The organism is Thermoflavifilum thermophilum (assembly GCF_900116565.1).
In the GTDB taxonomy this organism is placed as follows: Bacteria; Bacteroidota; Bacteroidia; order Chitinophagales; family Chitinophagaceae; genus Thermoflavifilum; species Thermoflavifilum thermophilum.
Window position 1 is genome coordinate 1,204,939 of record NZ_FPCJ01000001.1, and the last position, 20,353, is coordinate 1,225,291.

Annotated in this window: 17 protein-coding genes; 1 reads left to right on the forward strand and 16 read right to left on the reverse strand. The window is 44.6% G+C overall.

The genetic code is table 11. The features are described from left to right. Positions 1-3 precede the first annotated feature (3 nt). Positions 4-1,041, reverse strand: a complete 1,038-nt coding sequence (locus tag BM367_RS12225; protein ID WP_245759902.1) for a homocysteine S-methyltransferase family protein — start codon at positions 1,039-1,041, stop codon at positions 4-6. A gap of 374 nt (positions 1,042-1,415) precedes the next feature. Between BM367_RS12225 and BM367_RS05185 the strand changes: the two genes are divergently transcribed. Continuing rightward, complete coding sequence (locus BM367_RS05185; RefSeq protein WP_092460920.1) at positions 1,416-2,846, forward strand: DUF1593 domain-containing protein; 1,431 nt, start codon at positions 1,416-1,418, stop codon at positions 2,844-2,846. A gap of 41 nt (positions 2,847-2,887) precedes the next feature. Here BM367_RS05185 and recR read toward each other — a convergent pair whose 3' ends face one another. The 15 genes from recR to BM367_RS05265 all read right to left on the reverse strand — a co-directional run bounded on the left by recR (position 2,888) and on the right by BM367_RS05265 (position 20,322). Next, the gene (recR, locus tag BM367_RS05190; protein WP_092458635.1) at positions 2,888-3,550 is read right to left on the reverse strand and encodes a recombination mediator RecR; all 663 of its coding nucleotides are present in this window, start codon (positions 3,548-3,550) and stop codon (positions 2,888-2,890) included. 45 nt (positions 3,551-3,595) lie between these two features. Beyond that, complete coding sequence (locus BM367_RS12090; protein WP_143103957.1) at positions 3,596-3,781, reverse strand: hypothetical protein; 186 nt, start codon at positions 3,779-3,781, stop codon at positions 3,596-3,598. A gap of 336 nt (positions 3,782-4,117) precedes the next feature. Continuing rightward, positions 4,118-5,026, reverse strand: a complete 909-nt coding sequence (locus BM367_RS05200) for a glycosyltransferase family 2 protein (protein ID WP_092458639.1) — start codon at positions 5,024-5,026, stop codon at positions 4,118-4,120. Positions 5,027-5,308: 282 nt separating this feature from the next. Further along, positions 5,309-7,057 (reverse strand): carbamoyltransferase family protein, encoded by a 1,749-nt coding sequence (locus BM367_RS05205; protein WP_092458641.1) that lies wholly within the window; start codon positions 7,055-7,057, stop codon positions 5,309-5,311. A 219-nt stretch (positions 7,058-7,276) separates the two neighbouring features. Next, positions 7,277-8,134: a glycosyltransferase family 2 protein gene (locus BM367_RS05210; protein WP_092458643.1), complete on the reverse strand. Its 858-nt coding sequence runs from the start codon at positions 8,132-8,134 to the stop codon at positions 7,277-7,279. A gap of 418 nt (positions 8,135-8,552) precedes the next feature. Beyond that, positions 8,553-9,176, reverse strand: coding sequence for a class I SAM-dependent methyltransferase (locus tag BM367_RS05220; RefSeq protein ID WP_092458647.1), 624 nt, complete (start codon positions 9,174-9,176; stop codon positions 8,553-8,555). An 11-nt stretch (positions 9,177-9,187) separates the two neighbouring features. Next, complete coding sequence (locus BM367_RS05225; RefSeq protein ID WP_177224110.1) at positions 9,188-10,405, reverse strand: glycosyltransferase; 1,218 nt, start codon at positions 10,403-10,405, stop codon at positions 9,188-9,190. 5 nt (positions 10,406-10,410) lie between these two features. Then, positions 10,411-11,877, reverse strand: coding sequence for a hypothetical protein (locus BM367_RS05230; RefSeq protein ID WP_092458651.1), 1,467 nt, complete (start codon positions 11,875-11,877; stop codon positions 10,411-10,413). A gap of 162 nt (positions 11,878-12,039) precedes the next feature. Beyond that, entirely contained in the window at positions 12,040-12,633 is a 594-nt protein-coding gene (locus BM367_RS05235; RefSeq protein WP_092458653.1) for a class I SAM-dependent methyltransferase, read from the reverse strand. 54 nt (positions 12,634-12,687) lie between these two features. Then, the gene (locus BM367_RS05240) at positions 12,688-13,812 is read right to left on the reverse strand and encodes a glycosyltransferase family 4 protein (RefSeq protein ID WP_092458656.1); all 1,125 of its coding nucleotides are present in this window, start codon (positions 13,810-13,812) and stop codon (positions 12,688-12,690) included. After that, positions 13,802-15,118: a glycosyltransferase family 4 protein gene (locus BM367_RS05245; RefSeq protein WP_245759904.1), complete on the reverse strand. Its 1,317-nt coding sequence runs from the start codon at positions 15,116-15,118 to the stop codon at positions 13,802-13,804. The genes BM367_RS05240 and BM367_RS05245 overlap by 11 nt, the downstream gene beginning before the upstream one ends. A gap of 133 nt (positions 15,119-15,251) precedes the next feature. Beyond that, a complete protein-coding gene (locus BM367_RS05250; RefSeq protein ID WP_143103958.1) occupies positions 15,252-16,535 on the reverse strand; it encodes a glycosyltransferase family protein in 1,284 nt (427 codons plus the stop codon). Further along, positions 16,532-17,749, reverse strand: coding sequence for a glycosyltransferase family protein (locus tag BM367_RS05255; RefSeq protein ID WP_092458660.1), 1,218 nt, complete (start codon positions 17,747-17,749; stop codon positions 16,532-16,534). Before BM367_RS05255 ends, BM367_RS05250 begins: the two co-directional genes overlap by 4 nt. A gap of 193 nt (positions 17,750-17,942) precedes the next feature. After that, positions 17,943-18,812 carry a class I SAM-dependent methyltransferase gene (locus tag BM367_RS05260; RefSeq protein ID WP_092458662.1) on the reverse strand — a complete coding sequence of 290 codons (870 nt, stop codon included), beginning with the start codon at positions 18,810-18,812 and terminating at the stop codon, positions 17,943-17,945. Positions 18,813-18,831: 19 nt separating this feature from the next. Next, the gene (locus BM367_RS05265; RefSeq protein ID WP_092458664.1) at positions 18,832-20,322 is read right to left on the reverse strand and encodes an MOP flippase family protein; all 1,491 of its coding nucleotides are present in this window, start codon (positions 20,320-20,322) and stop codon (positions 18,832-18,834) included. Positions 20,323-20,353 lie beyond the last annotated feature (31 nt).

Consider the following 20,353-nt stretch of genomic DNA (forward strand, 5'->3'; position numbering starts at 1 on the left):
CGGTTAAGCCTCCATCGAGTCTGCGGTTTGCAGGGTGTGGGCCACTTCGGGCAGGGGGCGAGGAGGATAGGAGCTCACCAGTCGGGCTATTTCGCGAATATGATCGGGCGTGGTGCCGCAGCAGCCGCCCACAATATTCACCCAGCCTTCGCGAGCAAAGCCCTCGATAGCTTGTGCTGTATCGTGCGGTAATTCATCGTATTCCCCAAAAGCATTGGGCAGACCGGCATTGGGATATACGCTCACAAAACAGCTGGCCAGGCGCGAAAGCTCTTCCAGGTAAGGCCCCATCTGCCGGGCACCCAAGGCACAATTTAACCCCACCGAAAATGGCCGGGCATGCATGATGGAAATATAAAAGGCTTCGAGCGTTTGACCACTCAAGGTACGCCCCGAGGCATCGGTGATGGTTACCGAAATCATGATAGGCAAGGGTTGCCGGCCGGTTTTCCGGAAATATTGCCGGATGGCATAAATGGCGGCCTTGGCATTGAGGGTATCAAAAATGGTTTCAATCAGCAACACATCCACACCTCCTTCTACCAATCCCCGCACCTGCTCTTCATACGCTGCCGCCACCTCATCAAAACTCACTGCCCGATAGCCGGGATTGGTTACATCCGGTGAAATGGAAAGGGTTTTGTTGGTGGGCCCTATCGCGCCAGCTACAAAGCGGGGCCGATCGGGATTTCGGCGGGTAAAAGCATCAGCCGCTTCCCGGGCAATGCGGGCCCCAGCCAGGTTAAGTTCATAGGCCAGCTCTTGCATATCATAATCGGCCTGGGCAATGCGGGTGCTGCTGAACGTGTTGGTTTCAATGATGTCGGCGCCAGCCTCAAGGTAGGCCTCGTGAATGCTTCGGATGATCTGTGGCTGGGTGAGATTGAGCAGATCATTATTGCCTTTCACATCCCGGTGATAATCGGCAAAACGCTGACCCCGATAATCCTGTTCGGAAAGACGATGACGCTGAATCATGGTGCCCATGGCACCGTCGATGATGAGGATGCGCTCAAGAGCGCAATCGTGTAGTGATTTCATGCTGTTTATTAGTTCCGTTTGCACTGACGGGCCGAACAATAAACAAATCCGCCCACGTCGATGGTGAAAAGGCAAAGATAGCAACAAATCCAGGACTTAGCGCGGGATGCCTCTCTTCGAGATCCGGAAAAATCACCGCTGGCTGACAAAGCGGCTGTCATTTCGCATCTATTTGCGCCCTGTACCCCCTTCAGGCGGAGCGCAACGAGGAATCCCATGCAGCCTGGGAGATCCTTCGCTGTGCTCAGGATGGGGACGGGGAATAAATGACCCGGATAGAAACAAATCCGCTTTTCCACCTGATGGCGCCTGGCAAAAGGACTTTGAAGGATGCAGATCAACCCGTATTTTGTAACCTGCCGAAGTCATTTGCCATGAAACATTTTCGCTTCATTCTTCTTGTTTGCATCCTGAACTGCCTGGCTATGGCCAATTATGCACAGCAAGAACAGAAAAACCGTCTGATTGTGCTCACCGATGTTGGTGCAGAGGTCGATGATATGCAGTCGCTGATTCGCCTGCTGTTGTATTCGAATGAGATCGACATCCAGGGACTGGTTGCCACCACTTCCGTATGGATGAAAAATCGTGTGCATCCCGAAATCATCCGAAAACTAATCCTTGATTATGGAAGAGTGCGCCCCAACCTGCTCCAGCATGAACCCGGATTTCCACCGGCCGATTCTTTGCTGCGCCTGGTAAAAAGCGGTAATCCGGCTTATGGTATGGAAGGGGTGGGGGAGGGAAAAAATTCAGAAGGGTCTGATTGGATTATCCGAATGCTGGAAAAGCCTGACGACAGACCGCTGTGGATTGCCATTTGGGGTGGCGCCAATACCTTAGCCCAGGCCCTGTATGAGCTGCGTACCACCCGATCAGCAGCCGAAGTGAATAGGCTGATTGCCAAACTGCGGGTCTATGCTATTTCCGACCAGGACGACAGCGGGCACTGGATCAGAACCCAGTTTCCTAACCTGTTTTACATCGTTAGCCCGGGCGATGACTACGGGAGGGCTACCTGGATTGGAATCACGATGGTCGTGAAGGGTATTGACAACGAAGAAATCAGCAACGACTGGATTGCGGAGCATATTCAGGAAGGACACGGACCCCTGGGAGCCGACTATCCGGATGTGGCCTATGGCATGGAAGGCGATACCCCCTCATTTCTTTCGCTTATCCCCAATGGCTTGAATGCACCCGAACATCCCGACTGGGGCGGCTGGGGCGGCCGTTATGCCTTGTATCTACCCCACATATCCCCACTCAAAAAAGGCATTTCCGGTGTGCCGATTGAACCGGAAACCCGGCCGATCTGGACGGACACATCCGACACTTACCGGCCTTTTGTGCATCGGCCTTTCGGAAAAACCGTGGGAGAAGATACCCTTGCGTTTACTGGTAATCAGGTAACCCTGTGGCGATGGAGAAAAGATTTTCAAAACGATTTTGCAGCCCGAATGGATTGGTGTACCAAGCCCTATCGGGAAGCCAACCATCCTCCTGTTGTGCAGTTAAAATGTCCTGCTCAATTCACGGTAAAATCCGGACAAGTCTTTTGGCTCAATGCAACAGCCACTGACCCGGATGGAGATCATCTGAGTTATCTTTGGTTCAATTACCCGGAGGCGGGTACTTATGGAAAGCCCGTATCCATAGCTTCGGCCGAAAACATGCAGGCCGTATCTGTCGTCGCCCCCCAGGTTACGCACCCTGTAACCTTGCATTTCATTGTAAGGGTTACCGATATGGGTAAACCTCCCCTGGCCCGATACAAGCGGGTGATGGTGACAGTTATGCCTTAACGCATCGTTCCGTTCCACCGTCAATGCGCAAGGCCAATAGCTTAGTCGGTTTCTCCGCTCTTCTGTGGCCGATGGCTGGCCTGTTCTTCGGTATGCAAATAACTTTCTATGGGCAGGCGGTTGGTGAGGGAGCGAGCCAGGGTCATTTCATCGGCATATTCCAGCTCGCCGCCAAAAGCAATGCCCCGTGCAATGGTGGTGAGTTTCACCGGATAGGACTTCAGCTTTTTTGAAAGGTAATAGAGGGTGGTATCGCCTTCCACCGTGGGACTGATGGCCATGATGATTTCCTGCACCTGACCGCTGGCGGCTCGCTGCACCAATTGATCAATCGTCAGGTCTTCCGGGCCTACGCCAGAAAGGGGCGAGATCACGCCTCCCAGCACATGATATACACCGGTATATTGCTGGGTATTCTCAATAGCCATCACATCGCGAATGTTCTCGACCACACAGACCAGATCGTGACGCCGGGCCGGATTGCTGCAGATGCTGCATACTTCGGCATCCGATACGTTGAAACAGATTTCACAAAAGCGGATTTCATCGCGCATGCGGCTGATGGCATCGGCCAGCCGGTGGGTTTCTTCGGGCGCTTCTTTGAGCAGATGCAATACCAGGCGGAGGGCAGTTTTCCGACCAATGCCGGGTAAGCGGGAAAAGGCTTCTACGGCTTCTTCAATCAATCGGGAGGAAAATACCATGTTGCAAAGATACGCCCTTGCCCGGGGACAGCCTCTTTGCGTTGCTTATTCCCTGCCTTGTGCTGCTATTCCAATGCGCTGGTGGGCGGAGAGGCCTGCCTGCCGGCAGGCAGGAATCCTATGCAGCCCGGGAGATCCTTCGCTGCGCTCAGGATGAGGACGAAGGGGGTGAATCAGGATGAGGATGAAGGGGAATGGATCAGGATGAGGACGAAGGATGGATAACAACATTCCAAGCGAATGCGAGGCATCCTTCCATCATCGTCATGCAGAACTCCTTTTCCCGTCCCAATCCCCTTTTTCTCGTCCCAATCCCCTTTTTTCTCGTCCCTATCCCGAACGAAGTGAGGGATCTCCTTGAACAGCGTGCATACGATTCGGCAGGTTCCTGCCGACAGGCAGGCAGGAATCTCATGCAGCCTGGGAGATCCCTCGGCAAGCTCAGGATGGGACGTTGGATAAGCAGGCTCGGGATGGGGCGAAGGATGGATCGGCAAATCGGGTTCAAGACGAAGAAGATAGCTCTTCGCCCATTTGCAGAAATGAATTGGCCTAAAGTCTAATTCATTATCTCCGGAAAAACTGGGGAATCTTCGAGATATTCTTCCAGGCCAGGGCAAGCATGGGATGCGGAAAATGGTATTGTTTCATGGTTTGATAATCTTCCCGGCTCTTACGTAGGATATTTTTCCAGGATCCGTTGCTTAGTCCCCCCACTGTCATGCAATAGGTAGTAACCGGCAGATAATAAGTTCGGATCTGCTCTTGCAAAAACAACCGCAAAATCATTTCATAATCCGAAGCAATCTTTTTGTCGGTCCGATAGCCCCCTGCATGTTGCAGCACTTCCCGTTTCACCAGAAGCGTAGGATGGGGAGGCATCCAGCCCTGATGCAAAAGCCGCAACAGGTGCGCACGATCGGGCTGTGCCAGCCGATGGGTAACCCAGTTGCGGATAATCGGATAACCCTGAATGAAATGTCGTTTTTTCCATTGCCCACCATACACAGAAAGGGAAAAACCCATTTGCTGATACGGAAGGGCAGGCTTCAGCCGTCGGGGAAGATAACGAATGACCACATCGGTTTTTTCGCGAAAGATCTGACTATTGCCAACATATACCAGATCACTGTACACGGCATCCACGGGATGTGCTTCAAAAACCCGCGCATAGCGCTGCAGCACATAATTATCTGCATAAAAATCATCGGCGTGCAGGAGAGCAATGATTTCCCCGCAGGCCATGCGAATGCCCTTGTTGATGGCATCATAAGTGCCCCTGTCGGGCTCGCTGATATAACGCAATGCAGGATGCTGAATGGCAAACTGGCTCAGCAGTTCCACCGTGTTGTCGGTAGATCCTCCATCAATGACCAGGTGCTCATAATCGGTGAACCGTTGATTGGCTACACTTTGCAGGGTGCGCATCAGGGTCTTTGCGCCGTTGCGGGTAACGGTGATGATTGTGAAAAGCATACAGGTTGATTTGAAGGATTTAAGAAAAACAGGTGATCAGGCGGATATCGCTTCAAGTTTTGAGTGGCAGGCAATGAGCACCAGTAGAAATGACGGTTTATCATGCCTTCCCGGCTTACCCCCTTTGCGCCACTCCGCCCGGGTTCAACCGTCATTCCGAGCACCAGCGAGGCCTGCCTGCCGGCAGGCAGGAATCCCATGCAGCCCGGGAGATCCTTCGCTGCGCTCAGGATTGGGACGTTGGAGGGTTGGCGTCATTCCGATTAAGCCGAGGCCACATCATCAGTGCAAGTTTTCCCGAGCCACTACACAATTGCCCATCACCAGCGCATCCATTTCGGTGCGCAGGAAGCAATCCAGTGCCTGTTCGGGTGCATTCACAATGGGCTCATTCTCGTTAAACGAGGTATTCAGCAAAATGGGCAAGCCGGTGATCTGGCGAAACTTATCAATTAAAGCATAATAGAGAGGCGCCACATCGCGGTGCACGGTTTGCAGGCGCCCGGTGCCATCCACATGGGTCACGGCAGGAATCAAAGCCCTTTTCTCCGGTTTGATGCGAAACACTTTTTCCATGAAATAAACGTCATCGTCCTGTTCGAAATATTCCGGCACGTATTCTTTGAGAATAGAAGGCGCGAATGGACGGAAAGATTCCCTGCGCTTGATTTTGCTGTTGAGCAGCTCTTTGGCATCGGGACGACCGGGATGTACCAGCACCGAACGATTGCCCAGCGCCCGGGGACCAAACTCTGTCCTGCCCTGAAACCATCCCACCACCTTGCCTTCGGCCAGCCAATGGGCCGTTACAGCCACCGTTTGGTCTTTATCCTGCATGCGCTGATAGGGGATTTGTCTTTTTTGGAGGAAGGCTTCGATCTGGTCATCGCTAAACTGCGGACCCAGGCTGGCCGAGCGCACATAAGCCCGGTGATTCTGCTGCAATTGCTGATGATAGCACCACAACGCCGAGCCAAACGAAGTACCGGCATCATAGGCCGCCGGAGGCAGGTAAATGTTTTCAAAATCGGTCATCAGCCTGATTTTGCCCATGGCTACTGAGTTTTGCGCCACCCCGCCCGCCACACATAGGTTTTTGATGTGGGTGCGATGATAGAGATCGCGCAGCAAATGAAAGATGATGTCTTCCGTCATTTGTTGTACTGAAGCGGCCAGATCACGGTGAAATGCTTGAATGGGTTCATCGGGCCGACGTGGTTTTCCGTAAGGCGAAAGCAACGCCTCCAGCGCTTCGGTGTACAAACAACCCAGTGTAGGAGCACCGTTGTTCCTGGTCATTTTCACGCCCGTACGGGTGTGCCCGAAATAGGCAGTCTGCAACACAAACCGGCCATGGGGCAGTGGTTTGATCACCCGACGCAAAACCGGTATCAATCGCGGCTCCCCGTAAGGAGCCAGGCCCATCACCTTGTATTCATCGCCATAATGCGGAAAACCCAGAAACTGCGTGAATGCCGTGTAGAAAATCCCTAACGAATGGGGATACGTGATGCTTTGCAGCACGCGAATTTCACGCCCCCGTCCCACACCCATCATCACAGAAGTATAATCGCCAAATCCATCGATGGAAATCAGCGCCGCTTCCTCAAATGGAGATGCATAAAAAGCAGATGCCAGATGGCTGCGATGATGCTCAATATGCCGAATTTGCGGACGCAAGCGGGCTTCGGGTAATTGAAACATCCGGGCGATATGGGTTTTCACGGAAACCACCTGCCGCATGTTATACAACCGATCCTGTAGATATTGGCGATCAGGCCAACGAAAGAGGGCACCTGCTGCCTTCTTTAGCAAATGTGCAGAAGGGTTACGACCGATGGTAATGTAATCTACATCCTGAATGGAAATACCTGCATCTTGTAAACAAAACCGGATGGCTTCTTCCGGAAATCCCGCCCAGTGCTTGATTCGACGAATGCGTTCCTCTTCTACTGCATTCAACAATATGCCATCTTTTACCAAGCAAGCTGCCGAATCGCCATGAAAGGCATTGATGCCCAGGATATACATAAGAATGTTTATTGGGGTGAATGAATCAAAACTGCTTTGTGCAAACGATGTGAGGGTGTTTTATGAAATGTAGTTATTTCCGTCATGCCGACGTCTCCCCTTTTCGCCATTCCGAGCCACCGACAGGCGGAGAGGCCTGCCTGCCGACAGGCAGGAATCCCATGCAGCGGGGGAGATCCTTCGCTGACGCTCAGGATGGGGACGATGGATGGATTGCCGTCATTCCAGACCGGACGAACTGCGTCTAAGCTCCCATATCTTCACATCCACCAAAAAGCGAAACCAAAAGCCCTGTAGAACATGGAATATCAATCCCTCCTTGCCATCTAAAAAACCCAATCGAATCACATATCGATAAAAGAAATACACAAACGGACGAAGGAAAAGGGGGAAACAATAATATAAATCCCGAAAAGCTCTTCTTTTTTCAATCGGATTACCAGCTGGATTCCCTCTAATTAACTCGTGATTTTTCCGACTTTTTTGTTTTTCAGTGATAAATCTCGCTTCTAAAGTTGACCATTGATTATGTCGTGCAATAAATCTCGAAATGGAATCTGTAATGATATCTTCTATATCTCCTTTAACCTTAATCAGTTTACCAGTGACAACAAAATGCTGATCATAAAGTTTGTCTTCACATCTACCAAATCCTTTTTTGAAAAGGCAGGAATGATAAGTAGGATAATGCCCACCATAACGAATCCACCTACCCAAAAAAATAGTTCTTCGACTGATCAAAAATCCACTTACCTCATCGGGAATGCCCTCTTGAAACAATCTTAATAACTCAGTTTCCAACTCTTCTGTGATTCTGTGATCTGCATCCAGATTAAATATCCAATTATTATGAATCGGTAAATTATCTAAAGCCCAATTTCTCTGCGAAGCATAATTTTCAAATTCATGATAAAAAATACAGTCAGTGTAATTTTTTGCAATCTCAATTGTTTTGTCCGTAGACCCAGAATCCACGATCATAATTTCATCACAAAGATGAAATACACTTTTCAAACAGTTTTCTATGTTATTTTCTTCATTGAAGGTGAGTATAATACAGGTAATTGGCAACTTCATACATTCCTTGAATATTCTTTCTTTAAAAACTGTCCACCTATCATTACTGTTTATGTATCTTTATTTTATTTACTTCAGCTCACCTTTATTTTATCGAACTATCCTAATTTTTGAATATTCCAGCTCATTTGTAGTGAGCATGATGGAGATTATTGAACCCTTTTTATTCATACCATATCTTGTGTATATACTGATTTCATTTAGATAGTGATCAGCTGCTTCCCGCCATTTCTCTCCACCGGTGAGCGGAGAGGCCTGCCTGCCAACAGGCAGGAATCCCATGTAGCCTGGGAGATGCTTTACCGCACGAAAGATAAAAACAGGGGCTTACGTTAGAATAATGGAAGTTGTTTTAGTTTTCTACCATTCATCTCACCTAAATCGCTTATACCTGCCTCATAAAACAACTTTAGTAATTTTAAATTCTTCCTTTTACAACCAAACTTTTCCATAAAAAGGGCATTCTTCCTGCTCCTGCAAATTCAATATCTTGAAAGCCATTCAATATTAAAAGTTTCCTTAGGGTATCCTTTGACCAGAACTTAATATGACCCCCAGTCCAAAATGGATCTAAATGGGCATCCCATTTATTTGCTAACGATAAACATAGATTCTTTAAATACCCATGATACGGAGTGGATATAATAATTGATCCGCCTGAGGCAGATGATAAAATGTGTTTGCAGAATTGGATAAAAGATACAGGGTCATATAAATGTTCAATAACCTCAGTGGAAATAATTGTATCAAATTTTATATCACGAATCTCTTCAGGTAAACACGACTCATGTACATTTTGCAAAAAAAATCGTTTAGGATACAATTGTTTCGCAATTGCAATACCACTGCGAGAGGCATCGATGCCATAAACATCATATCCTTCCTTCAACAATTCCATAGCAAAGGCCCCATTTCCACATCCTATATCGAGAATGGTTTTTGCTTTCACTTTTTTCAAAAAATTCAAAACAGGATTTCTTAAGTATTTATGTACTTCTCCCAGATGTGAATCAAAATAGGGATATTCCGTGTAGGATTCCATAAATTAGGGTTTTATGTTTTTATTCTTTTATGCACATGTAAGTTGATTATTTTTTCATATTCCCTTTTCATCTGACATGCTACATTACGGATTTCATATTTTTCTTTGACCAAATCACGACCTCGCTGGGATAATTGTGCACGCAGGGCTGGTTGAGAAACAATCTGCAGCATGGCTTCCCGCAAATCAGAAATATGCAAGCGGTGAACGATGCCCGCTTGCCGGGCTGCAATTTCGCTATGAATCCCCACCTGATCCGACACAATCACCGGACATCCGCAGGCCATGGCTTCTACTACCGACATGGCAAAATTTTCACTGTAAGAAGGCAATACAAACATATCCGCATGTTGATACAATGCCCACTTCGCATCACCCGAAACTTCACCCGTAAAAATGACCCGCTCTCTTAGTCCATATTGTTGCACCAACTGGCGTACCCATTCGGCATCATCGGTATGCGTATTGCCGGCAATCACCAGCACATGTGGAATCTGTTCTTGCAGTTGCGCAAAAGCCGGAATGAGCAAGTCAAATCCTTTTATTCGATGCAGCCGACCTAAGATCAGCACATAAGGCCTGTTGTCGGGAATATGCATGACATGAAGCATCGCACGAGCATAGGTCTTTTCACAAGGACTTACATCCATACCATTGGGCACTACCACAGCAGGTACATGAAGCTTTAACCATTGTAAAGTTTTGGTTTTTTCATCTTCACTGGTAAAATGCACAGCTGCGGCCCGTTGCAATACTTTTTTCCCAATGAGATAATAGACCATTTGCTTTTTGCGAAATGATTTCAGGCGCATCGCAAAAGGATACAACGTCCCGCGAAAACTGATGATATAAGGAATCTGATACCGATATGCCATCAGGGCACCCATCCACGATGGATAATTCCACAACGCCGTAATATGCACCAGATCATAATTGCGCATGCAGGCCTTCAACACAGGGATCAATGATCGACAAAAGGTGAAATGCACATATCCGATATAGGGCAAATACCTCACGCGCACGCCATCAACCAGGTACCAATCGTTTTCCTGCACGTATGAATCAACTGCTGAGCTCCTGTTGCATTCTGCCAATCCAGCCCATGTTGTAATTACATCCACCTGCACATGCTGATCAACCAATGCCCGGTTTAACTGGTGCACGGAAAACACCGGCCCACCAAACTCCTGAGCCGGATAGTAAGAAGGGGAAATGTGAAGGATACGCATGAGCTTTATACGGCTACCTGAATGAGAGAATACTGTACTTGCCTCTTCCAGAAACGAAGCACAACAGGTAACAGCAACCATTTCAACAAAAACAATGTTACCGTCATGGTATATAAACTTCCCAACACGCCAATGGCATCGGTTTCAAACAAATAAAACCTTTTCAAAAAAATGGTCAACACCATAATATTCACAGCCAGAGAAGAAGACAAATGCATCACAAAATACCGATAAACCCATCCGATCAACATCCACAAAATAATTAAAGAAAAAAGGATTCCTACCGGTCCGAAATCAATGTAAAAATCCACGAAATAGCCCATCGAGATGGAGGTACCCTGTTGCACAGTTGCTACCTGTGCACCCGTATATAGATTGGTTTTACTTGAAGGATCGAGTATAGGTTTATGGGGATCCAGGATACGGGGCATTAATACAAATTCCAGATTTGAAAGCGTAAGCTTCCCTTGTTGATAGGGAATTTTTTCGGGTACCTGTTCCATGGCCATGCTAAAAAACTGCAGATATTGAACCCGATAAATGAAATTTTCAAATCCTTTATACAATTGGTGCGGTGTAAGTTGCGTAACCAGCATATACAGTTGTTGCATGGCCTCCTGCCGGCTTACCTTAATTACCTGCTGTTGCGTGCCCTGGCTCAGAAATTCCCGATAGGTACCCCGAACGGAAATCCAAACAATGCTCAGAAACAATACTACGGAACCACCTACCAGCAGAATAAGCAATCGAAAAAGATTGACATACCGAATAAACATCAACAGCAGTAAACCCAGAACAATAAAAATGGATTTATATCCACCAAAGTAATTGAACAGCGATAAGCTAAAATGAATGGCACATAGCAACATCAAACCCCATTTGGGTTGTTTTCGGACAACCACAATCCAGGCATATAGCAACAATACCATTTCGCGCAAATCAATGATCCAGAACAAAATCTGTCCCACTGTCGGCAAGGTTACTGCCCAGCGAAACAGGGTTCCATTGATCAACGTCAACAACATATAGGTCCAAAAGATCCTCGAAGAAGAAAAATGAGGAGCCTCACGAACAGCCTGCAGGATGTTTGCCCATGGTGTTTTTTGCAAAACCCGATGCAATACAATTGTCATGCATAATACACCTGTCATGCTCCACCAGTAAGCCTCTCCGCCAGTATAGTAATATGTGTTCACCGACCATCCATAAAAGTTATTCCACACAATGAACATGAAAATCTGCAGCCAATGAATTAGTGCGATGAATAAAAAGACAGAAGGATAACCTTGCCTCCACAATAAACGTAGAATGATTGCAGCCGTCAGATAAGCATACAATTCTTCCAACGGGTTAATCGAAGTAAACATGCGATAGACCACAAACAGCACTCCTACCATCCACACACCCGGCGAGAGATATACCGGTTGGGATTGAAGGGATACCGTTTTGGGTGCATTGATTATCTGGCTCATGCAATGGGTTATCTTCTGTTTGCTATTTCATTTGCTTTCATGCTTCTGGCATCAACCTGGTTTCACTATTCCGACGCCTCCCTTCCCGTCATTCCGAGCACCAGCGAGGCCTGCCTGCCGACAGGCAGGAATCTCATGCAGCCCGGGAGATCCTTCGCTTGTTTAGGCCTTTCTTCTCAAAACAGACAATGAATCTATACTGTCAATCTCTTCAAACCTTTCATCCTTTGCAATCACCTCCCGATAATATTTATAGGTATCAAGTTTATGTGATACATCTTCGCCTTGCTTGCAATGCGTATCATGTAACGCAATATAACCTCCAATAGAAACTTTTTTTGAATAATTCAACCAATCAGCTTCTATCCCATTCCAGGTATGATCGCCATCTATAAATATAAAATCCAGATTTTCCGGAATCATAGAAGCAACGGCAGAACTTAAATCTTCAATCCAAATTACCTTGTTCATGAATCCATTTAATTGAATAGTATGACGAGCTATTAATTTAGACCAGCAGATACCCAATATCCCAGGGAAGAAAGGATCTATTGCGTACAATGTTCCTTTTTCGCTCATCGACAACGCAATATTTAATGTATTCACACCCTCATATACTCCAATCTCTGCAGCCAGATTAGCTCCTTTGCTATACTGCTTAATCTTTTGTTGTTCTCTCCACGTTGTTTGTGTATGGGGCCTATCAAACCCTAATTTAATGCGCACATAGTGAACAAATGCCTTTCCCTTCATCATATATTCACTACTTTTGGAATAGAACGTTAATCTATCTTTAACAATAAAATTTTTTTAAAAGCTTTCTAATAATTTGAAAAATTCATGAATCATTTTTTGTTTTGTAAAACATTGCTCTACTTTTTTCCTTCCCTCTTCTCCCATTTTTTTTCTTAAATCCGGGTGTAGATAAATCTGTTCAATACATTGGGCAAGCTCTTCTGCATTGCCCGTATCGAATAAAAAACCATTCTTCCCCTGTTCAATGATCTCCGGAAAACCACCACCATTGGAAGCAATAACGGGTATCCCACGAGCAAGTGCTTCCACAACGATAAGTCCAAAAGGCTCCTGAGGATAGGTAGTAGGAGCAATGAGCACATCGATACTTTGATATATCTTGTTCCGGTCCCTTTCATATCCTTTCCAGATCACTGCATCTTCAAGTTGCAACTCCTGAATTTGCTTTTTAAGCTGTTGCATGTAATCGTCATCGCCCGTTCCCCAGATTTCAAGCAAAGTGGCATAGCCCGCAGCCTTTAACTTACCCAATGCTGCTATGAGCACATGATGTCCCTTTCGAGGGATAATTTGCCCCACTATTCCCAGTCGCATGATTTCTTTCTTTTCTGTATTTCTCGGGTGAGGATTGTTTTCTGATACATCTATTCCATTATATATTACAGAGACCTTTTTACCATCAATCCCGATGCTCATCAAATCTCTCCGAATAAAATCAGAAACAACATAATACCTGGAAATTTTTCGATCTATTCTTGGCAAAATCCATCGAGCTTTCCAATCCGCTGATAACTGATCCTGTACTCTATACAGAATCTTACATTTTATAAATGGATACAACAAAAACAGATAGCGATATATATTGGTAAAAATAACATCAGGTTTAAACGTTCGATATATTTTCAAAAATTGTGTATAAGCACCAGGAAGATGAACAAGGCTATCTAATGTCCACGTGGGTTTTGTGATGTAAAACCACCCGAGTTTGATTTTCGAATAGCAAAAGATACCTGCAGTTTTCAACTCCTTTTCAAATTGCCCGTTGCTCCATCCGCTGATGATGATGTGCATCTGAAAATCGTCTGATGCGTGCAATGCTTTAATCAAAGTGAGCATATTGGTTTCAGCACCAAATACATTAAATGAAGTGGGTATAACCAGGACTCGCTTAGGCTTCATGGTATTCGGGGGTAATTTTTGCGATAATGTTTTGCAATTGGTTAAAAGAAAAATTTTGTATGTATTGATAAGCTTGCATTCCTATTTGCTGCAGTTGCTCGGGTATCTGCTGATGCATATCCACAACCTGCCGCAATATCTCTTTCAACTCATCCTTATTGCCTGCTTCAAAGATCCATCCGGTAACGCCTGGCTGAACCAGATCGGGTGCGCAGCCCACCCGATTGCTCACGATTATCGGCCGGCCGCAAGCCATGGCCTCATTCACAGCCAGTCCCCAGGTTTCGTTGTATGAAGAAGGCAGCACCATCACATCTCCCAACCGATACACCACTGGCATGCGGCTTTGGTTTTGAAAGGGGAGGAAATGCACATGGCTGCTGAGCCAACTATGTCCGCTCACCCGTTGTTTTAGTGCATGTTCCAGCTCCCCGTTGCCTACATACAACAGATGGGCATTTGTTGGCTGCAAGTCCTGAAAAGCCTGTAGCAACAACAGCGGATTTTTTTTGGGAATGAGCTTGCCCGCAAATAAAAACACACATGCCTCTCTGGATATGCTCAATTGTGCGCGCCAGGACATGGCTTGCGTTGCATATTCACCATCCGGATCGGCAAACCGTTCGTTGTCCACCGCATGTGGTGCGTAAATAAGCTGACTTGCTTTTAATCCGTGTGCTAAAAAATAATCACGATTGTGCTGGCCTACATACAATGCGAAATCTATGTGCCGGTACACCCATCGCAGAAACAGCCTGCGCATCAGCTTGCGCATACCCAGTTGTTCATCGATTAATGTGGAATCGCCACGAAAATAAATGGGTATCCGGTGTTTGAAAGTACGCATTACCTGCAGATGACTCCAGTAATTCCATCCAAAAACCAGCAGTGCATCGGGCTTCCATTGTTCGATTGCGGGTATCAGGGATGGATTGCGAATGCCCATGAAATGATGGCATCCCGGCTTGCGCGATACATTTGGAATAAAGGTGTAATCGTATCCTTCCAACAACGGAATATCCCAGGCTACTTCTTGCCGAAATCCGATATCAAATATCCGGTGCTGCGTTTGCGACCAGGTGTAAAATACTTTCAGCTGCACGCCACTATGTTGACTCAACAACCGAAACAATGGTGCGTAATATTGAATAGGATGGGTAATGACTACAGCCAATCGCCTACACATAGCTTTGTGCATGATTGTTTTTTCAATAACGAGTGCCTGCATGGAATCCCATGCACCGTCGTCATCCGACGCCTCCCTTCCCGTCATTCCGATCCGCCAGTTGGCGGAGAGGAATCTCATGCAGCGTCGTCATTCCGAGCACCAGCGATTCCTGCCTGCCGGCAGGCAGGAATCCCATGCAGCCCGGGAGATCCCTCGGCAGGCTCGGGACGAGCGGAAGGGTTGCCCCGTGATGAACAGGAAATGCAATACATTATGTCTTCCTTCGAAAAACTTCCTCCAAAGCTAACGCCAGTTGACGGGTCACTTCCCGGGCAGAATAGCGTTCAAACACGGTCCGATTTACCTGATTGGGATTAAACTGTCGAGCAAATGCCAAAAAATCAGCACAACTGCTTGCAAATTGCTGCTCAATCTGAGTCAAACCTGCTTCTCCATTAAAACCCAGTACTATGCCTGCACCGCTTTCCCGAATTACCTGCACAGCCGTGCTGGCTTGATGCAAAACCGCCAGGATTGGCTTTTTCGATAATATGGCCTGATATACTTTCGAAGGAGTATAATGCGGTTCCGTGCCGCCCAAAATAAATATGCCATCTGCAGCCTGCAAATGTACCAGCACATCTAAGTAGGGGATGCGTGCAGGATATTCAAACACGCATTGCTGCCATAAGCCCCATTTTTCTGCGATGGGTCTGATCTGATAGCCTTGTGGATCATCGGGTGTTTTTCCAGTGCCGATAAAATGTATTTCAATCTGACGCCGAATGCTTTCGTCGTGCGCAATGCCAGCACAAACCCTTTCCAGTGGCTGAAATGCAGGGGGCCACATGACTCCCGCATACACCAGTTGAAATTTATCTTCCCGTTTATGAAACAAATAGGGCCTCGAATGCAGCGTTCCGATACATTCATGGTCATCTTGTTCACCACCTAAGGGCATAGCAGCCAGCACACAATTTTTTTGCAAATGAGGATTGCGACGAATAACGCCTTCGTAATATCCGAGCGCTACACCTGTAATCAAGGCAGCTTTTTTCACAGCAATAGGTTCCAGCACATGAGCTAATCGCAATGAGAACCAAGCTTTGGAAAACCATCGCAACGAATGAGAAGGTCGATAAATCCAGGGATCCATATAATCAATACCATAAGGAATGCCCGTAAACTCGTGCGCCAAACGGCCAATCAACGCCGCATAATTCGAGGGAATGGGAATGTACAAAAAGTCTATATGCTCCTTTCGAATCAGTTGAATGGCTTTTTGCAACATGGGTACAAACCCGCGGATCCCAATATCGCCCACAATCCGCAAGGGTTTCACGGGAATAGCCCTTACCTTTTCAATTTGCAAGTGCGAAGGCAATAATTTCACCAAATTCCAGTCGAGCTTTTCTTCATAATATTTTTCATGTACTGTGAGAATAATAGGCTGCCAGCCAAATGCCGGCAAATGATGGGCAAACAAACGAGCACGATGCACACCTGCCAGATTGGAAGGCGGAAAATGAGGACTGATAATGAGAATTTTTCTCATGCCAGGATTTTGTTCCATGCTTCTTGCAACTTTCTTTGCTCATGCTCCCATGCTATGCATCGGGCAGCATGATAGCGTGTCAAGCATTGTTCCCGTATTTGCGATAATGCACTTGCTATTATCTGAATAGCTTTACACATATCCTCTACCTCTTGTTTACACAGCAGATGATGCATGGGAAACCTTTGCAGAAATTGTTTCTGACCCGGAGTATCCGTAGCCAACACAAATAGGCCAGCCTGCAAATAGGCAAAGAGTTTGTTGGATAAAGCATAGTTTTTATTCATGTCAACGCAACTCAATTCAAGCGAAAGGCCAACATCGTATTGGCTGAGCAAATGATGCAGTGGCTGTTGAGGCATGGGGGGCAATAAGGTTAGATGATTTTCCTGCCTGAGCATGGCTTCAAAAGTTCGATCATTCAATTGCCCAATTAGCGTAATTTCATAATCTACACCTGCCTGCCTGACGGCCTGGAAAAACAATTCCAGGCCACGTCCCCGACCAATGGTTTGTGAAAACCAGATAAACCGAATTTTCTTATCCTGCGCAGGTTGAGGTGTCGTGAATTCATTGGAAGGAAAGGAGTTATATACCACCACAGGCTGGGGAATATTGGCTGTGATATATTTTTTTGTAAGCTCCACATACCCATCTGCGGCAAACGATACATACGCACAATGAGGCAGCATTTTTTTGAGCAAATATTCCCGGCGACGTCTTTCAGCGTCCGCCCTTTTTGTTGGTATCGCTTCACCAGGATGATAGTCTTCCATATCGAAAGCCAGTTTTGCTCCGGTTTTTCTGGCAAGAATATATCCGGGATATAAAGCGCCAAGTGTATGGCAAATGATAAGGTCGAAACGAAATTCCTTTCTTTTCAAAAGCAAAAAAAATATGAGCAGTGTGCTCCGTTTGTTGTGCGATAAAGCTTGTAACAAGAGTGAGTCACTTAACAAACTCGAAAGCATAATTGCAAACTGCTGCACAACAGTACTGAACAGCCAGGGCAACAAAGGCTTTCGGTTAGCCGACAGTCGGATCACCTGTTTCTGCTGAAAAACTTCTAAAAATTGTTCATCCACAGCATCCGCCCACCCCCCGATTCCGAAAACTATTACCTGCACACTATGTTGTAGATGCAATATGTATAATTCTTTTACCAATCTTGGGTTGGTGCTTAAGCTTGCCGTAGTAAGGATTAACACGCGCATAGAAAACCTTAATTCCCTACATCATGCTATATAGCTTTGATGAATATTACCTAAAACAAACCTTAGTAAAAAGATAAAAAATTATTTATTCAACTATTTTCATAAAGCAATAACATGATACGTTTCTCATAACTCGAATTATAAAAAAACAACTCCATAATTTGCAGCGAATGTTTGTTATCAATCGTGAACATTATGTTATCTTCCTCATCCAAAAACTTAATGCAGGTAAATGTTCCTTATTTGATGGGAAGAACCTGTCAAAATCTCCTAATGTTCGATATGTGTAATATCCTGCCCACAAAATCCGAAAATTCATATTTTGGGTTAATAATGCATGTAATAAATATTGCTCCACAAATCTCCATCCTTTTTTCACCAAATATAAAGGATATTCATAGGGTAGATAAATATCATGCATATGAATAACTACTCCAGGCGATAAATGAGGTATAATTAAGTTATACAGGAAAACAACGTCATTAGCCACTTTTATGTGGTGACTTGAATCAATAAATAGAATATCATTGGATTTTAGTTCATCAAAAATTAAATGATTTTCCAGATATACTTCTTCTATTCTTTTCCTGTAAATATGATCAGATAAATTATCAATATCGGACCTTGGATGTGGATCTATAGAAATAATTTTACAACTAATTTTCTCATCAACTATTGCCTGTCTGATAATTTTTGTACTATTACCTGATCCTATTTCTATAACTAATCCTGGTTTATTTGATCTGACCATGGAATACAAGACCTCGGCATCAGGAGTTGTATAATACCCATTCTTAAAGCTATATCCGACCTCATTCATACCTTCATCTTCGAAAGACGAAAATCTATTTTGATAATATTTTAATGTATCTAAAAGAACATAAGGGTCATATTCACTCAGTAATGGAGAAAGGTCATAAACTGGCTCATCAAAAATGCCCTTACGAGACAAACAGGATATTCTTTCATTCTCAATACGTTCAGCAGTCAGTGTATCAATCTTAAGGTTAAACTTTCTTAGACAAGCATTCAATGTTTCTTTTACACGAGTTGTAAAGGCCATGTATAATTAAATTTTGAATTTAACTAACTTTATTCTTTAAAAGAATAGATTTAATAAAATTAATTTTAAAATTACTTACCAAAAGATGTAATACTTGATCAAATAATTTATTAGATAAAATTTTAGATAACGACAAATATGTTGCAAAACCTACCAAAAATTGAACAATAAGCTTAGCAATACTACTAAGTGAAGAGGGAAGAAAATTTCCGACCATAAATATGATTGCCCCCATGCACAATGATATTAAACATGAAATGATGATATTTTTAATTATCTCATTAAATGTAATATCAATTAAAGCTCTCAAAATCCTAATCACTGGATAAACAAGAAAGAAATTTGCAAAAACATACGACCAGCTTATAGCTTTAACGCTTCCAAATGAGAAGCCAATAAGCACAGCTAATATAATAGTTACTGAATTGATGATTCCCCATTTAAAGAGTTGTTTTGTTTCCCCTAGTGATACAAATATCCATGAAGTGGATACAGTGAGCATTAGTGGAAAACCAGCAAATCCAAGAATTCTGAGTATAGGTATGGCGTTTCCCCATTTTTTGCCTAATAATCCAAGAATGAAATTATCTGAGGCAAATATTAAGAACGAAATAATAGGAAAACAAAAAAATCCCAATATCCGGATTGATTGTATAAACGATTGTTTTACCTTGTTTTTATCAGATTGTAATGATGAAAAAGCAGGAAGAATTGCACCACCTACTATGGAAAATAATTGAGCTATAGGCATTAGCATTAAATAATATGCTCTCGAATAAATTCCCAAAGCATTCGCCCCAATAAACTTACCCACAATCAAATCATCAAATCTTCTACTCCAATAATCGATGGTATTATATGCAGTTAAAAATAAACTGAAAGAGATAAAACTTTTTAAATCTTTCCAACAAAAAATAAATCCTGGATACCATTTTGTTATTAAAAATCTCAGCAAAACGATAACAACTAATGAAGAAAGGCTTTGTCCCACTAGACTCATGGCTTTCCATCCGTGTAAAGCCAACCATATTCCTGTGAACCCTCCGGTTATAGTACTAATAATGGTTATTTTACTAATCCAGTCAAATCGCATGCTTTTTTGAAGTAACGCTCCTGGCACTATCCCCAATCCCCCAATCAAAAAATTAAATGATAAACCCTTCAATACTGGCTTTAGCTCAGGAGCATGAAAAAAATAACTAATCGAATTAGAAGCAAGATAGAGCAGTAAAGTAAATAAAAACCCATTGATTAAATTCATCCAAAAAATACTCGAAAGCTCTCTTTCGCTAATCTTATTTCTCTGCACTATTGCTGTCCCTAATCCAAATTCATTGAATATTCCCGCAAACCCTGTACAAATCATAGCCATACTCAGTAATCCATAATCTGATGGGTGTAATAATCGCATTAAAATGATGGATGTAGCAAATTGTAATACCTGAGCAACTATATTTCCGAATCCATTCCATAATACACCTTTGACTACTTTATTCGTTAGCGACCCCATAAGTATCTAAAATGAATAAACAAATTATGTA

Bases quoted from the DNA above. Each gene is read 5' to 3' on its own strand.
- BM367_RS05210 (WP_092458643.1), bottom strand. From the start codon at position 8,134: ATGAAGTTGCCAATTACCTGTATTATACTCACCTTCAATGAAGAAAAT.
- BM367_RS05240 (WP_092458656.1), bottom strand. From the start codon at position 13,812: ATGAAGCCTAAGCGAGTCCTGGTTATACCCACTTCATTTAATGTATTT.
- BM367_RS05220 (WP_092458647.1), bottom strand. From the start codon at position 9,176: ATGGAATCCTACACGGAATATCCCTATTTTGATTCACATCTGGGAGAA.
- BM367_RS12090 (WP_143103957.1), bottom strand. From the start codon at position 3,781: ATGTTGTTATCCATCCTTCGTCCTCATCCTGATCCATTCCCCTTCATC.
- BM367_RS05205 (WP_092458641.1), bottom strand. From the start codon at position 7,057: ATGTATATCCTGGGCATCAATGCCTTTCATGGCGATTCGGCAGCTTGC.
- recR (WP_092458635.1), bottom strand. From the start codon at position 3,550: ATGGTATTTTCCTCCCGATTGATTGAAGAAGCCGTAGAAGCCTTTTCC.
- BM367_RS05255 (WP_092458660.1), bottom strand. From the start codon at position 17,749: ATGCGCGTGTTAATCCTTACTACGGCAAGCTTAAGCACCAACCCAAGA.
- BM367_RS05235 (WP_092458653.1), bottom strand. From the start codon at position 12,633: ATGATGAAGGGAAAGGCATTTGTTCACTATGTGCGCATTAAATTAGGG.
- BM367_RS05265 (WP_092458664.1), bottom strand. From the start codon at position 20,322: ATGGGGTCGCTAACGAATAAAGTAGTCAAAGGTGTATTATGGAATGGA.
- BM367_RS05225 (WP_177224110.1), bottom strand. From the start codon at position 10,405: ATGCGTATCCTTCACATTTCCCCTTCTTACTATCCGGCTCAGGAGTTT.
- BM367_RS05260 (WP_092458662.1), bottom strand. From the start codon at position 18,812: ATGGCCTTTACAACTCGTGTAAAAGAAACATTGAATGCTTGTCTAAGA.
- BM367_RS05250 (WP_143103958.1), bottom strand. From the start codon at position 16,535: ATGAGAAAAATTCTCATTATCAGTCCTCATTTTCCGCCTTCCAATCTG.
- BM367_RS05185 (WP_092460920.1), top strand. From the start codon at position 1,416: ATGAAACATTTTCGCTTCATTCTTCTTGTTTGCATCCTGAACTGCCTG.
- BM367_RS05230 (WP_092458651.1), bottom strand. From the start codon at position 11,877: ATGAGCCAGATAATCAATGCACCCAAAACGGTATCCCTTCAATCCCAA.
- BM367_RS05200 (WP_092458639.1), bottom strand. From the start codon at position 5,026: ATGCTTTTCACAATCATCACCGTTACCCGCAACGGCGCAAAGACCCTG.
- BM367_RS05245 (WP_245759904.1), bottom strand. From the start codon at position 15,118: ATGAGATTCCTCTCCGCCAACTGGCGGATCGGAATGACGGGAAGGGAG.
- BM367_RS12225 (WP_245759902.1), bottom strand. From the start codon at position 1,041: ATGAAATCACTACACGATTGCGCTCTTGAGCGCATCCTCATCATCGAC.